At 65.1% G+C, this 13,771-nt stretch carries 14 protein-coding genes; 6 read left to right on the forward strand and 8 right to left on the reverse strand.

Annotated elements, in window-relative coordinates:
* Positions 1–102 precede the first annotated feature (102 nt).
* The 4 genes from EVC45_RS35045 to ribBA form a co-directional block, all read right to left on the reverse strand.
* Complete coding sequence (locus EVC45_RS35045; RefSeq protein ID WP_129962729.1) at positions 103–1,299, reverse strand: pyridoxal phosphate-dependent aminotransferase; 1,197 nt, start codon at positions 1,297–1,299, stop codon at positions 103–105.
* 160 nt (positions 1,300–1,459) lie between these two features.
* Positions 1,460–1,894 carry a transcription antitermination factor NusB gene (gene nusB, locus EVC45_RS35050; protein ID WP_129962730.1) on the reverse strand — a complete coding sequence of 145 codons (435 nt, stop codon included), beginning with the start codon at positions 1,892–1,894 and terminating at the stop codon, positions 1,460–1,462.
* Positions 1,891–2,403 carry a 6,7-dimethyl-8-ribityllumazine synthase gene (gene ribH / locus EVC45_RS35055; RefSeq protein ID WP_013090228.1) on the reverse strand — a complete coding sequence of 171 codons (513 nt, stop codon included), beginning with the start codon at positions 2,401–2,403 and terminating at the stop codon, positions 1,891–1,893. Before ribH ends, nusB begins: the two co-directional genes overlap by 4 nt.
* Before the next feature lie 48 nt (positions 2,404–2,451).
* Positions 2,452–3,585, reverse strand: coding sequence for a bifunctional 3,4-dihydroxy-2-butanone-4-phosphate synthase/GTP cyclohydrolase II (gene ribBA / locus EVC45_RS35060; RefSeq protein WP_129962731.1), 1,134 nt, complete (start codon positions 3,583–3,585; stop codon positions 2,452–2,454).
* Positions 3,586–3,772: 187 nt separating this feature from the next.
* On the opposite strand from ribBA, the gene EVC45_RS35065 reads away from it, so the two are divergent.
* From EVC45_RS35065 to EVC45_RS35090, 6 genes are all read left to right on the forward strand, one after another.
* A complete protein-coding gene (locus EVC45_RS35065) occupies positions 3,773–4,162 on the forward strand; it encodes a VOC family protein (protein WP_129962732.1) in 390 nt (129 codons plus the stop codon).
* Between the two features lie 297 nt (positions 4,163–4,459).
* Entirely contained in the window at positions 4,460–5,596 is a 1,137-nt protein-coding gene (locus tag EVC45_RS35070) for a muconate/chloromuconate family cycloisomerase (RefSeq protein ID WP_129962733.1), read from the forward strand.
* A 27-nt stretch (positions 5,597–5,623) separates the two neighbouring features.
* Positions 5,624–5,914 carry a muconolactone Delta-isomerase gene (gene catC, locus EVC45_RS35075; RefSeq protein ID WP_129962734.1) on the forward strand — a complete coding sequence of 97 codons (291 nt, stop codon included), beginning with the start codon at positions 5,624–5,626 and terminating at the stop codon, positions 5,912–5,914.
* A gap of 78 nt (positions 5,915–5,992) precedes the next feature.
* Positions 5,993–6,928 carry a catechol 1,2-dioxygenase gene (catA, locus tag EVC45_RS35080; RefSeq protein WP_129962735.1) on the forward strand — a complete coding sequence of 312 codons (936 nt, stop codon included), beginning with the start codon at positions 5,993–5,995 and terminating at the stop codon, positions 6,926–6,928.
* Between the two features lie 98 nt (positions 6,929–7,026).
* Positions 7,027–8,283, forward strand: coding sequence for a GTPase (locus EVC45_RS35085; protein ID WP_129962736.1), 1,257 nt, complete (start codon positions 7,027–7,029; stop codon positions 8,281–8,283).
* Entirely contained in the window at positions 8,280–9,860 is a 1,581-nt protein-coding gene (locus EVC45_RS35090) for a GTPase (RefSeq protein ID WP_129962737.1), read from the forward strand. Before EVC45_RS35085 ends, EVC45_RS35090 begins: the two co-directional genes overlap by 4 nt.
* Before the next feature lie 64 nt (positions 9,861–9,924).
* Here the strand turns inward: EVC45_RS35090 and EVC45_RS35095 are convergent, their stop codons facing one another.
* The 4 genes from EVC45_RS35095 to hemL form a co-directional block, all read right to left on the reverse strand.
* Positions 9,925–10,308, reverse strand: coding sequence for an energy transducer TonB (locus tag EVC45_RS35095; protein WP_129962738.1), 384 nt, complete (start codon positions 10,306–10,308; stop codon positions 9,925–9,927).
* 127 nt (positions 10,309–10,435) lie between these two features.
* Entirely contained in the window at positions 10,436–11,071 is a 636-nt protein-coding gene (locus EVC45_RS35100) for a riboflavin synthase (RefSeq protein WP_129962739.1), read from the reverse strand.
* 15 nt (positions 11,072–11,086) lie between these two features.
* Positions 11,087–12,238, reverse strand: a complete 1,152-nt coding sequence (ribD, locus tag EVC45_RS35105) for a bifunctional diaminohydroxyphosphoribosylaminopyrimidine deaminase/5-amino-6-(5-phosphoribosylamino)uracil reductase RibD (RefSeq protein ID WP_129962740.1) — start codon at positions 12,236–12,238, stop codon at positions 11,087–11,089.
* A gap of 122 nt (positions 12,239–12,360) precedes the next feature.
* Positions 12,361–13,644 carry a glutamate-1-semialdehyde 2,1-aminomutase gene (hemL, locus tag EVC45_RS35110; protein WP_129962741.1) on the reverse strand — a complete coding sequence of 428 codons (1,284 nt, stop codon included), beginning with the start codon at positions 13,642–13,644 and terminating at the stop codon, positions 12,361–12,363.
* Between the last annotated feature and the right edge of the window lie 127 nt (positions 13,645–13,771).

The raw sequence follows: 13,771 nt of genomic DNA on the forward strand, positions 1-13,771 counted from the left end.
GTTAGACGTCGTCGTCGAGCCGTATGAAAAAAGGACACTCTCGAGTGTCCTTTTTTTCGTCCGGCAGGCCGGCTGCCGCCGACCCAAGGCCTCACTCCTGCGTCAATGTCGCCCAAACAGCTTCGCCAGCCGCTCGACAGCCTCCTCGAGCTTCGGATACGCGGTCGCATACGACAGCCGGATGTAGTCCCTGGGCGCGTGCGTACCGAAATCCATCCCCGGCACCAGCACGACGCCGGCATCGTGCAGCATCGCCTTCGTGAGCGCCGCGCTGTCGCCGGCCGCCGGATGCGCAACGCCGCGGCAGTCCGCGTACACGTAGAACGCACCGTCCGGCATGACCGGCACGGAAAAGCCGAGCGATTCGAGCGCCGGCGCGATGAAGTCGCGACGCCGCTTGAATTCGAGGCGCCGGGCCTCATAGATCGCGATCGTGTCCGGCTCGAAGCAGGCGAGCGCCGCGTGCTGCGCGAGCGCCGACGCGCAGATGAACAGGTTCTGCGCGAGCTTTTCGAACGCGCCGACCATCGCGGGCGGCACGACGAGCCAGCCGAGGCGCCAGCCGGTCATGTTGAAATACTTCGAGAAGCTGTTGACGGTGACCACGTCCTCGCCATACGACAGCGCCGACACGGGCTTCGCGTCGTAGCTGAGGCCCTGGTAGATCTCGTCGACGATCGTGAAGCCGCCACGCGCGCGCACGGCCTTGACGATGCGTTCGAGCTCGGCCGGCTCGATCGACGTGCCGGTCGGATTCGACGGCGACGCGAGCAGCACGCCGCGGGTGCGCTCGCCCCACAGGCGTTCGACGTCGGCGGCGGTCAGCTGGAAGCGCTCGGCCGGCCCGCTCGGCACCATCACCGGCTTGCCTTCGGCGGCGATCACGAAATGGCGGTTGCACGGATAGCACGGGTCGGGCATCAGCACTTCGTCGTCACGATCGACGAGCGCAGCGCAGGCCAGCAGCAGCGCTGCCGACGCGCCCGCGGTGACCACGATTCGCGCCGGATCGACGTCGATGCCGTAGAACTCGGCGTACTGCGCGGAAATCGCGTCGCGCAGCGCGTGCACGCCGAGCGCATTCGTGTACTGCGTGACGCCGCGGCGCAGCGCGCTCGCGGCCGCTTCGATGACCGGCTCGGGCGCGGTGAAATCCGGCTCGCCGATGCCCATGTGAATGATGTCGCGCCCCGCGCGTTCGAGCAGCGCGGCCTCCTTGGCCAGTTCCATCACGTAGAAAGGCTGGATGGCGTCGACGCGCGCGGCAAGCCGCACGAGAGGTTCGGTCACGGAGTTCATACGGTCAGATCCAGTTCAGAAGCAGGACGGCGCGCCCCATCGAATGATGCGCTCATCGATGCGCGCAGCGCCGTCAATTGCGGGCGGTCGAGGTTCTTCGCCCTGTGCGGTGGATCGCGGTGTCGAGCCGATGCGCGGCATGGCCCCACCCGCGCCGCGCTCAGCTCTTGCGAGCCGCCTGCGTTTCGGCGGCGCGCAGTTGCGCCGAGAGCTTGTCGAGCACGCCGTTCACGTACTTGTAGCCGTCCGAGCCGCCGAACGTCTTGGTCAGCTCGACCGCTTCGTTAATGACCACGCGATACGGAATATCGACGTGATTCTTCAGTTCGAACGCGGCGACCAGCAGCACCGCGCGTTCGACCGGCGACAGTTGCTCGATCGGACGGTCGAGGCACGGCGCGATCGCGGCCGACAGCGCCTCGGAATCGCGCATCACGCCATGCAGGATCGCGTCCAGGTGCTCGTGGTCGGCCTTGTCGTAACCTTGCGCGCCGCGCAGTTGCGCGTCGATCTCACCGCCGGGCGAGCCCGACAGCAGCCACTGGTAAAGCCCCTGCGTGGCCAGTTCGCGGGAGCGTCGGCGTGCGCTCTTCATGCCTCTTCCTCGTCGTCTTCATCTTCATCTTCGTCGTCATCGCCGCCGAGCTGTTCGAGCGCGACCGCGAGGTTCGCCATTTCGACAGCCACGCGCGCGGCGTCGCGACCCTTCTCGGTCATGCGCGCGACGGCCTGCTCGTCGTTCTCGGTGGTCAGCACCGCGTTCGCGACGGGGATGCCGAAGTCGAGGCCGATGCGCGTGATGCCCGCGCCGCTTTCGTTCGACACGAGTTCGAAGTGGTACGTCTCGCCGCGGATCACCGCGCCGAGCGCGATCAGCGCGTCGAATTGCGCGCTTTCAGCGAGCTTTTGCAGCGCGAGCGGGATTTCCAGCGCGCCCGGCACCGTGACGAGCAGCACGTCTTCGCCGGTCACGCCGAGGCGTTCGAGTTCTTCGATGCAGGAGTCGGCGAGGCCGTTGCAGACGGGTTCGTTAAAGCGCGCCTGGACGATGCCGATGCGCAGTCCGTCGCCGTCGAGATTCGGTTGGTATTGTCCGATTTCCATGTGAATTCCGTAGTGTTTGAGTGGGCGCGATGCGCGTGAGTGGCCGGATCAGACTTGCGGGGCTTGCGTTTTGCTGCCGGGCATCGGAATGAAGCCCGTGACTTCGAGACCATAACCCGACATGCTGCCGAGCTTGCGCGGGTTCGACAGCACCTGCATCTTGCCGACGCCGAGTTCGCGCAGAATCTGCGCGCCGATGCCGTAGGTCTTGAAGTCGACCGGCCGGCGTTTCAGCGCATCGGCTTTTTCCTTCGAGTCGAACGCCTTGAAGACGTCGATCAGATGGTCTTTCGAGTCGCCGCAGTTCAGCAGCACGACCACGCCGAGATCGCGTTCCGCGATTTCTTTCATGGCCGCATCCAGCGTCCACGAGTGGGTGGATTCGCCGACTTCGAGCAGATCCAGCACCGACAGCGGTTCGTGCACGCGCACCGGCGTGTCTTGGTCGGGCGACGGCGTGCCGCGCACCAGCGCGATGTGCGGCTGGCCGCTCGGCTGGTCGAGATACATGACCGCGCGGAACGCGCCGTGCGCGGTTTGCATCGTGCGTTCGCAAATACGCTCGACGATCGATTCGGTGCGGCTGCGATAGTGGATCAGATCGGCGATCGTGCCGGTCTTCAGGCCGTGCTCCTTGCCGAACTCGAGCAGGTCCGGCAGTCGCGCCATCGTGCCGTCGTCCTTGATCACTTCGCAGATCACCGCGGCCGGCGTGAGGCCCGCGAGCCTCGTGAAGTCGCAGCCGGCCTCGGTATGGCCGGCGCGCACCAGCACGCCGCCCGGCTGGGCCATGATCGGGAAGATGTGGCCCGGCTGCACGATGTGCTCGGCTTTCGCGTCCGGCGCGACCGCGGCGGCGATCGTGCGGGCACGGTCGGCTGCCGAGATGCCGGTCGTCACGCCTTCGGCCGCTTCGATGCTGACCGTGAACGCGGTGCCGTACTGCGTGCCGTTGCGATAGGTCATCAGCGGCAGGTTCAGCTGCTTGCAGCGATCCTGGGTCAGCGTCAGACAGATCAGGCCGCGACCGTAGCGAGCCATGAAATTGATCGCTTCCGGAGTGACAAACTCGGCGGCGATCACGAGGTCGCCCTCGTTTTCGCGGTCTTCTTCGTCGACGAGAATCACCATCCGGCCGGCTTTCAGTTCGGCAATGATCTCTTGGGTGGAGGCGAGCGTCATGTTGGCGAGTTTTTCGGGAAAGCGCGTATTTTACGCCACGCGCGGGTCCAAGTCGCCTCCGCCGGACGACATAGGCCGTTTGGCCGACTGGCGATGAGCCTGGCGCGGTTGCTATGCTCGTCGAAACGGTGGGCGAGGGCGGCCCGCGGGGGGCGTGGCTTCGTATCGACACCGGATGGAGACTCGAATGAAGCGTACCTGGACGATCATCGGTGTGCATGACGTGGCTCGCAGCTTCGCCTGGTATCAGACGCTGTTCGGTCAGCCGCCGGCGTCGCCCGCTCATGACGACTTCGGGCAGATTCTCGATACGGACGGCACCGTGCTGCTGTGCCTGCATCAATGGGGCGCTCATGAGCATCCGTCGTTGACGAGCCCGGGCAATGGCCAGCCCGGCAACGGCTTGTTGTTGTTTTTCCGGGTCGACGATTTCGATCCGTGCGTCGCACGAGCGCGGACGCTCGCCGGCCGGCTCGACGAAGAGCCGCGCTTGAACTCGCACACGGGCACGATGGAGTTCGCGCTGCGCGATCCCGATGGTTACTGCGTGATGGTCAGCGCGCTATCCCCGGCGTGAGAATTCCTCGCCGCGAGAACCTGCCCGAACGTTTTCCGCTTTGCCGCCGGTCATGCCCACCGCGCACAACATGCTCTGCATGCATCGAAAGTTGATGCAGGTCATGTTTGAGCCGGGAAAACGGCTTCTTTTTCAATGCCCGGCGCGCATGGTGCGATGCAAAATCCCTAGAAACACCGGGCTTTCTAGCCTCTTCATACCCTGCAGGTATGAAATAGGACAGGAAAAGTATTGGACGGGCAAAACGGGCGAGGGGTATAAAAACATCCAATGAACTCACTTCTCGCAGCAGCCGCCATGACCCAAGCGACCATCGAACGTATCGAAACCCGCCTCGTCGATCTGCCGACGATCCGTCCTCACAAGCTGTCGGTCGCCACGATGTATGGGCAGACCCTGATGCTGGTCAAGATCTACTGCAGCGACGGCATCGTCGGGATCGGCGAAGGCACCACGATCGCCGGCATGGCCTACGGCCCGGAAAGCCCCGAAGCGATGAAGCTCGCGATCGACGCCTACTTCGCTCCCGCGATGATCGGCAAGGACGCGACGCAGATCCAGGCGCTGATGGCGCACCTCGGCAAGCTGGTCAAGGTCAATCATTTCTCGAAGAGCGCGCTCGAAACCGCGCTGCTCGACGCGCAGGGCAAGCGCCTCGGCGTGCCGGTGAGCGAGCTGCTCGGCGGCCGTCGTCGTGAGCGCCTGCCGGTTGCGTGGACGCTCGCGTCGGGCGATACCGCGAAGGACATCGCCGAAGCCGAACACATGCTCGACGTGCGCCGCCACAAGGTCTTCAAGCTGAAGATCGGCGCCAAGGAACTGAAGACCGACATCAAGCACGTCGCCGAGATCAAGAAAGCGGTCGGCGAGCGCGCCGCGGTGCGCGTCGACGTGAACATGGCGTGGAGCGAGACCCAGGCCGCCTGGGCGATTCCGGCGCTGGCCGACGCGGGCTGCGATCTGGTCGAGCAGCCGGTCGCGTCCGCCGCGGCGCTCGCGCGCCTGATGCGCCGCTTCCCGGTCGCGCTGATGGCCGACGAAATCCTGCAAGGCCCGGACAGCGCGTTCGAGATCGCGAAGAACAGCGGCGCCGATGTGTTCGCGATCAAGATCGAGCAGAGCGGTGGCCTGTTCGCCGCGCAGCGCGTGGCCGCGATCGCCGATGCCGCCGGCATCGAGCTGTACGGCGGCACGATGCTCGAAGGCGCGCTCAGCACCGTGGCGTCGGCGCATCTGTTCGCGAGCTTCGCGAATCTGCAATGGGGCACCGAGCTGTTCGGGCCGTTGCTGATCACTGAAGAAATTCTGACCACGCCGCTCGACTACAGCGACTTCGAGCTGACCGTGCCGAACGGCCCGGGTCTCGGCATCGAACTCGACGAGGCGAAGGTCAAGCGATTCACGCGAGAAGGGCTGATGAAGGTCACTCGCTAAACGGATTCAGATCAAAAGGATTCAAACATGCTTTTCCAAGTGCGAATGGACGTGCACCTGCCGGTCGACATGCCGGCCGAAGTGGCGAACGAAATCAAGAATCGCGAGAAGGCTTACTCGCAGGAACTTCAGCGTAGCGGCAAGTGGCGTCATATCTGGCGCATCGTTGGCGAGTACGCGAATTACAGCATCTTCGATGTAGAGAGCAATGCCGAACTTCACGACATTCTGTCCGGTTTGCCTCTGTTCCCGTACATGAAGATTTCGGTGACGCCCCTGTGTCGTCACCCGTCGTCGATTCGGGACGGCGACATCTGAGCCCAGGGGCCAGGCGCACATAAGGCGAGCGCATCCAACGCCGATTTTTTCCCCCTATACCAACTGGAGACAGTCATCGTGAGCGTCAAAGTTTTTGAAACCAAAGAAGTGCAGGACCTGCTGAAAGCCGCTTCCAACGTCGATGCCGGCAACGGCGACGCACGTTTCCAGCAGATCGTTTTCCGTCTGCTGGGCGACCTGTTCAAGGCGATCGATGACCTCGATATCACGCCGGACGAAGTCTGGGCCGGTATCAACTATCTGAACAAGCTGGGTCAGGACGGCGAAGCCGCGCTGCTCGCGGCCGGCCTCGGTCTCGAGAAGTACCTCGACGTCCGCATGGACGCGGCGGACAAGCAGATCGGTCTCGAAGGCGGCACGCCGCGCACGATCGAAGGCCCGCTGTACGTCGCCGGCGCGACCGTGCGCGACGGCCTGTCGAAGATCGACATCAACGCCGACGAAGACGCGGGCCCGCTCGTGATCCGCGGCACGGTCAAGGATATGGACGGCAAGCCGGTCGCCGGCGCGCTCGTCGAATGCTGGCATGCGAACTCGAAGGGCTTCTACTCGCACTTCGATCCGACCGGCGCGCAGAGCGAATTCAACCTGCGCGGCGCGGTGAAGACCGGCGCCGACGGCAAGTACGAATTCCGCACGCTGATGCCGGTCGGCTACGGCTGCCCGCCGCACGGCTCGACCCAGCAGCTGCTGAACGCGCTGGGCCGTCACGGCAACCGTCCGGCGCACGTGCACTTCTTCGTCACGAGCGACGGCCATCGCAAGCTGACCACGCAGTTCAACATCGAAGGCGATCCGCTGATCTGGGACGACTTCGCGTATGCAACGCGCGAAGAGCTGATTCCGCCGGTCGTCGAGAAGACCGGTGGCGCGGCGCTGGGCCTGAAGGCCGATGCGTACAAGGACATCGAGTTCGACTTCACGATCACGCCGCTGGTCCAGGGTAAGGACAACCAGCTGGTCTATCGTCTGCGCGCTTCGGCCGAAGCGTAATCGCACGAGGCGGCGCCGTGGCGACACGGCCGCTGCCTTTCGTTGTCAACGGCCGGCTGTCCTGCCGGCCGATTCCCTGAAGCGTCGAGGAGTTGACGGTGCCGAGCAAACTTCGTGAGCAGGCGGCGCACGAGGTCGCCTCCGTGTTGCCGGAGCGCGCCCACGATCTGGCGCGCTTGCTGATTCTGATCGACGACAGCGAACCGGTCGTCACCGTCGTCGGCAAATACAACCACGGCAAGAGCAGCCTGCTCAACGAGCTGCTGGGCCGCGATGCGTTCGCGGTGTCCGACCGGCGCGAAACGGTGCGCCTGTCCGACAGCGTGCATCAGGGTGTCTGCTGGCTCGATGCGCCGGGACTCGACGCCGACGTCGGCAGCGAAGACGACCGCGAAGCGTTGCGCGCCGCGTGGCTGAAGTCCGACATTCGCCTGTTCGTGCACGCCGCGAAAGAGGGCGAACTCGACGCGAAGGAACTGATGCTGCTGACCGAGCTCGACGCCGACCGCGTCAGGACCGGGCGGCAGACGCTGTTCGTGCTGTCGCAAGTCGACCAGCTTCCCGACGACGCCGCGTTGCAGAAGATCGGCGCAGCCATCGACCGGCAAATGCCGGGTATCGCATTGAATGCGGTGTCCTCGATGCGGCATCGCAAGGGGCTCGACGGCGGCAAGAAACTGCTGCTGGAAAAGAGCGGCGTCCCCGCGCTGCAAGCGGCGTTGCACGCGGAACTCGCGCGCGTGCCGGATGCGCGCACACACGAAACCGCGCTGCTGATCGGCGAAATCCGCGACGAACTGCAACGGCTGCGCGCGGCGCGGCAAACGTCGCTGGATATTCTGCGCACGACGCAGCACCAACAAAGACAGGACTTCGATCGGGGTCTCGCGGCCGTTATCGATAAGGTCAGCGGCGACATCGACGCGATGTTGAATGCGCTCGGCACCGATCACGCAATCGTGCCCGATACCGCGAAGGACGCCTACGCGATCACCGCGGGCAAACTGGAGCGCGCGCACATCCAGATCGCGTACTCGCGCGCGTGCATCGAGATCGATGCGATGCTGGCCGGGCACGGTGTCATCGGTTTGCCGACGGAGCAGCACACCGCGGCGAAAAGCCTGAACTCGGTGATGATCGCAGTGATGGGCGTGTCGGTGAAGTTCCGCAAGGACCTGCGCCGCATGTTCTGCGAAGCGACGGGACGCGAACGCATGCGACGCGAGTTCACGCACTACTACGAGCTGTCGGCCGACCGCAAGGCGCTGGCCGCGCAGATCGCCGATACGCAAGCGGCGATCGCCGCATCGGACGACGCTGCGGCCGCGATGCGGATACTGGAGGCGCGCGCATGAAAGCCGACGTGAGCGACGAGCAACGCTTCATCGCCGAGGTCGATGCCTTCGACTTCATCGCGGAGGATATCGACGCGCTGCTGCATGCGCTGAACGACTGGCTCGCGAAGCTGAGCGTCGATCTGCAAACCGACGCTTTGACGTGCGACGGCTTGCGCGCAAACAACCCACTGGCCATTCAGGCCGACACGATCAACACGCTGCTGCGCGACAGCGTAGCGGCGTGGTTGCAACAGTGGTCGAGCGTCGAAGCGGCCCAACACCTCGCCGATCGTTTCGACGATCAGGCACTGCTGCTCGTGTTCGGCAAGTTCAACGCGGGCAAAAGCTCGTTCTGCAATTTCCTCGCCGAGCGCTTCGCCGCGCACGGCCGCAGCGTGCAGTATTTCCATGTCGACGCGGGCCGCGTCGTCGAAACGTCGGAACCCTTCACGGAAGGCGCGACGGAAACGACCTCGCGGCTGCAAGGCGTGCGTCTCGGCGCCAAGCTGGTGCTGCTCGACACGCCGGGACTGCATTCGGTGACGCCGGAAAACGCCGCATTGACGCAGCGCTTCACCGATAGCGCCGACGGTGTGTTGTGGCTGACCAGCTCCACGTCTCCGGGCCAGGTGCAGGAACTCGACGAGCTCGGCCGCGAATTGCACCGGATGAAGCCGTTGCTGCCGGTGGTCACGCGCAGCGACGAATACGAGGAAGACGAAGTCGACGGTGAACTCGTCAAGTGTTTGTGCAACAAGAGCGCGCCGCGTCGGGCGCTGCAGGAGCACGACGTCAAGGTGCGAGCGGAAGACAAGCTGGTCGCGATGGGCGTCGATAAGGCGCTGTTGAAACCGCCGGTGTCGGTCTCCGCGTATGTCGCGCGCGAGGCGGGGCAGACGGCGGTGGCGATGAGCGAAGCGGGTTTCGAGCGGCTCTATGCCGCGTTGCTCGACATCACCGGACCGGCGCTCGCGTATAAGCGGCGCAAGCGGGCCGAGGTGCTGCTGCATCATCTGGAAGAAAACGTGCTCGGCAGCCTGCAAAACGACGTGCTGCCGTTGCTTGCCGAACTGGGCAAGTCGTCGCAAGCGGCGCTCGCGAAGCTCGAACCACAGCAGGAGCAACTTGCCAATGCCGTGTGGCGCGGCATCGTGCCGGCGCTGCCCGCTTTGCTCGATGCACATGCGGCAACGCATGACGTGATCGGGCTTGGCAACGCTCTGTCGGAATCGATATTCGAGCTGTTTGCTCGCGAGGCGGACCGGCTGTTGGGCGATTACGTGATCGAGTCCGATGCTTCGCTCGCGCAGATCAAACTCGATGCCGACGTCGGTTTCGACGATATCGTCGTCGAGTGTGTGGGCGCAAATGGACCGATGCGCGAAGTTGCGGGCGTCGACTACGGCCGCCTTCACGCCGCGCTCAGCCACGCGATTCGCGAGTGCGTGCTGAGTCTTGCCGCTCATACCGCGCAACGGTGCCGCGCGTCGATCGCTCAGCTGATGAAGCTCGCGCGGGGGCTCGAGGCGTCATTGGCGACGCATCAGGAAGGTTTGTTCGATCTGAAGTCGCAGGTGCGCTCGGAATCGTTCTGAAGCGGCAGCGCCCTTCAAACGCCCGGTCTGAGCGTGATCGTGAACGACCGTGGCGCCTCACCGCTTACGGCAACGCGGTCGACAGCAGAGAAGGACCGGTCTCGCCCGACGGAAAAGACGGCAGATGGGCGGAGTCCCTGTTGCACGCGGCCGTCGTAACGCCCACGTGCGGCAGGTTGAACACGACATTGGTTTCGACCGCCACAGGCTGATAGTCCACACCGGTGAAGGGTCTGCACTGGGCACGCCGCGATGCCTGAAGTGCGAGGTTGTCGAACGCCGGATTGCGCGACGAAACCTCGACGACCGCGTCGGCGATCTGCCCACGTTCGTCGACCCATGCACGCACGGTCGCATTGGGACGCGGCGCCTGCTCGAGCGCGGCGCCGGCGGACTTCAGGTCGTCGCTGGACAGACCGTAGGTGCAGGCAATGCTCTGCGCGGACACGAAGTGCGGTGCCAACGATGCAGGCGAGGATCAGCGACGCTTTCGTCAGGTGCACAGGCAGCGGACTCTGGCAACGTACAGGTGGCCGACGCTTGCCCGGCATGTTGACATACCCTCGTGCGCGGGATTACTTCAACGATGTTTCGCCATCGCGCGGCGCATTGAGCATCCGCTCCACATAGCGCGCAATCAGATCGATCTCCAGATTCACCCGCACGCCGTCGCGCAGATGCTTGAGCGCCGTCACCTGCACGGTATGCGGGATCAGATTGATCGAGAACTCGCAGCCATCGTCGCGATCTTCGACGGCGTTCACGGTCAGGCTCACGCCGTTGACCGTAATCGATCCCTTGTACGCGAGATAGCGGCCGATCTCACGCGGCGCGAGAATGCGTAGCTCGTGCGATTCGCCGACCGGCGCGAAACGCGTGACGGTGCCGAGCCCATCGACGTGGCCGGAGACGATATGCCCGCCGAGCCTGTCATGCGCGCGCAGCGCTTTCTCGAGATTGACCTCGCCGGTTTCGCCGAGACCGGCCGTGCGGTTCAGGCTTTCGCGCGACACGTCGACTTCGAACGAATGATCGGTCATCGCGACCACCGTCATGCAGGCGCCCTGGATCGTGATGCTGTCGCCGAGCTGCACGTCGGTGAGGTCGAGCCCGCCCGCCTCGACGTTCAGGCGCACGCCCGCGTCGCCGCCCGTGCCGAGCGGCTTGACTGATTCGATGCGGCCCACTGCCGCGACGATTCCTGTAAACATCGTGCTAGTCCTTGATCATTTCGAAACGGTGGGGGACACGGTATCGGTCCCGGGTACGGCTGTCGGTGCGAAGCGCGCGAGGATTCGCAGATCGTCGCCGATCCGCTCGATCGTGTGGAAACTGAGCTTCACGCGATCTTCGAGCAGGTCGGGCGAGTCCAGATTGAACATGCTCATCGAGTCCATGCCGAGCAGGCTCGGCGCGAGATAGACCAGCAGTTCATCGACGCAGCCTTCGCGCAGCAGCGAGCCGTTGAGCTTGTAGCCGGCTTCGACGTGCAGCTCGTTCACATTGCGCTCGCCGAGCACGCTCAGCATGCGCGGCAGGTCCACCTTGCCGAACGCGTTCGGCAGCGGCACGATCTCGGCGCCGCGCTCGCGCAGCGCGCCCGCGCGTTCTTCGAGCCGCGCATCGAGCTCGCCGCAGAAGATCAGCGTCGGCGCGCCGGCCAGGATCTGCGCGTCGAGCGGCACCTCGAGCTGGCTGTCGATCAGTACGCGGTGCGGTTGACGCGGCGTGTCGACCGCGCGCACGGTCATGCGCGGATTGTCCTCGCGCACGGTGCCGATGCCGGTGAGGATCGCCGACGCACGGGCGCGCCATGCATGGCCATCGGCGCGCGCGGCCGCGCCCGTGATCCACTGGCTTTCGCCCGAGGGCAAGCCGGTGCGGCCATCGAGCGATGCCGCCACCTTCATGCGCACCCACGGACGGCCGCGCGTCATGCGCGACACGAAACCGATGTTGAGCTCTCGCGCTTCGTTCGCGAGCAGCCCGCAGCGCACTTCGATACCGGCATCGCGCAGCATCGCGAGACCGCGGCCGGAGACTTGCGGATTGGGATCTTCCATCGCCGCGATCACGCGGCCGATCTGCGCTTCGATCAGCGCGTTCGCGCACGGCGGCGTGCGGCCAAAATGGCTGCACGGTTCGAGCGTCACGTAGGCGGTCGCGCCGCGCAGGTCGTGGCCGCGCGAGCGGGCATCCTTCAGCGCGCGAATCTCGGCGTGATCCTGGCCGGCTGGCTGCGTGTAGCCTTCGCCGATCACCTCGCCGTTTCTGACGAGCACGCAACCGACCCGCGGGTTCGGGTCGGTCGTGTACATGCCGCGCTTCGCGAGCGCGAGCGCACGTTCCATATGGACGAAATCGGTTTGCGAGAACATCGGTGTCCGTTGCGGTGCGGTGTCTGGGTCGTGCGGGTTGTGGCCTTTGCCTCAGACCTTGCTTCAAGCCTTGCTTCAATCCGCGCTCGAGGCCTCGACCGAGGCTCGATCGCGGCCTGGGTTCAGCCCTTCAACGCGGCGAACGCGCCTCGCGCGGCTTCGATCGTCGCGTCGATGACCGCGTCGTCGTGCGCGCTCGACACGAAGCCTGCCTCATATGCGGACGGCGCGAAGTACACGCCCACGTCGAGCATCTTGTGGAAGAACGCATTGAAGCGCGGTACGTCGCTCTTGGTGACTTCGGCGAAGCTCGTCGGGATCGATTCGCGGAAGTAGATGCCGAACATGCCGCCGAGCGCATCGGCCGCGAACGGCACGTCCGCTGCGCGTGCCGCCTGTGCGAGGCCTTGCGCGAGACGCGTGGTGCGCGCGGCGAGCGTGTCGTAGAAGCCCGGCGCCTGGATCAGTTGCAGCGTCTTCAGGCCTGCCGCGACCGCGATCGGATTGCCCGACAGCGTGCCCGCCTGATAGACGCCGCCGAGCGGCGCGAGGTGGGCCATGATGTCGCGCCGGCCGCCGAACGCCGCCGCCGGCATGCCGCCGCCGATCACCTTGCCGAGACAGGTGAGGTCCGGCGTGATGCCGTAGAGTTGCTGCGCGCCGCCGAGCGCAACGCGGAAGCCGCACATCACTTCGTCGAAAATCAGCACCGAGCCGTACTCGGTGCACAGGCGGCGCAGCGACTGCAGGAATTCCGGGGTCGCGCGCACGAGGTTCATGTTGCCCGCGACCGGCTCCACGATCACCGAGGCGATCTCGTTGCCGAACGCCTTGAACGCTTCTTCGAGTTCGGCGACGTTGTTGTATTCGAGCACGGTGGTGTGCTTCGCGATATCGACCGGCACGCCCGCCGAGGTCGGATTGCCGAAGGTCAGCAGACCCGAGCCGGCCTTCACGAGCAGGCTGTCCGCATGGCCGTGATAGCAGCCTTCGAACTTGACGATGCGGCTGCGGTTCGTGAAGCCGCGCGCGAGACGCAGCGCGCTCATCGTCGCCTCGGTGCCGCTCGACACCATGCGCACCTGTTCGATCGACGGCACCAGCTTGCAGATTTCCTCGGCGATCTCCACTTCCGACTCGGTCGGCGCGCCGAACGAGAAGCCATTCGTGAGCACGCGCTGCACGGCTTCGAGCACTTCGGGATGAACGTGGCCGAGGATCATCGGCCCCCACGAGCCGATGTAGTCGGTATAGCGCTGGCCGTCCGCGTCCCAGAAGTACGGGCCTTGCGCGCGCTCGATGAAGCGCGGCGTGCCGCCGACGGAACGGAAAGCGCGCACCGGCGAATTCACGCCGCCGGGGATCGTGCGTTGCGCGCGTTCGAAGAGGATTTCGTTTCTGGACATGGCGATGGCTGGAATAGGGGTTGCGCAGCGGCGCAAAGGGCCTCGGACGATTCCCGCGGGCACTTCGCGCAATGCTGGGATGGATCGAGAAATTGTACCGGAGTCGGCGCCGGCGGGCTGTGCGGGC

The sequence above is a fragment of the Paraburkholderia sp. UYCP14C genome (assembly GCF_004197395.1).
Lineage (GTDB): Bacteria > Pseudomonadota > Gammaproteobacteria > Burkholderiales > Burkholderiaceae > Paraburkholderia.

Excerpts from the sequence above, each read along its gene's own strand:
- EVC45_RS35045 (WP_129962729.1), bottom strand. The coding sequence starts at position 1,299 with ATGAACTCCGTGACCGAACCTCTCGTGCGGCTTGCCGCGCGCGTCGAC.
- nusB (WP_129962730.1), bottom strand. The coding sequence starts at position 1,894 with ATGAAGAGCGCACGCCGACGCTCCCGCGAACTGGCCACGCAGGGGCTT.
- ribH (WP_013090228.1), bottom strand. The coding sequence starts at position 2,403 with ATGGAAATCGGACAATACCAACCGAATCTCGACGGCGACGGACTGCGC.
- ribBA (WP_129962731.1), bottom strand. The coding sequence starts at position 3,585 with ATGACGCTCGCCTCCACCCAAGAGATCATTGCCGAACTGAAAGCCGGC.
- EVC45_RS35065 (WP_129962732.1), top strand. The coding sequence starts at position 3,773 with ATGAAGCGTACCTGGACGATCATCGGTGTGCATGACGTGGCTCGCAGC.
- EVC45_RS35070 (WP_129962733.1), top strand. The coding sequence starts at position 4,460 with ATGACCCAAGCGACCATCGAACGTATCGAAACCCGCCTCGTCGATCTG.
- catC (WP_129962734.1), top strand. The coding sequence starts at position 5,624 with ATGCTTTTCCAAGTGCGAATGGACGTGCACCTGCCGGTCGACATGCCG.
- EVC45_RS35090 (WP_129962737.1), top strand. The coding sequence starts at position 8,280 with ATGAAAGCCGACGTGAGCGACGAGCAACGCTTCATCGCCGAGGTCGAT.
- EVC45_RS35100 (WP_129962739.1), bottom strand. The coding sequence starts at position 11,071 with ATGTTTACAGGAATCGTCGCGGCAGTGGGCCGCATCGAATCAGTCAAG.
- ribD (WP_129962740.1), bottom strand. The coding sequence starts at position 12,238 with ATGTTCTCGCAAACCGATTTCGTCCATATGGAACGTGCGCTCGCGCTC.
- hemL (WP_129962741.1), bottom strand. The coding sequence starts at position 13,644 with ATGTCCAGAAACGAAATCCTCTTCGAACGCGCGCAACGCACGATCCCC.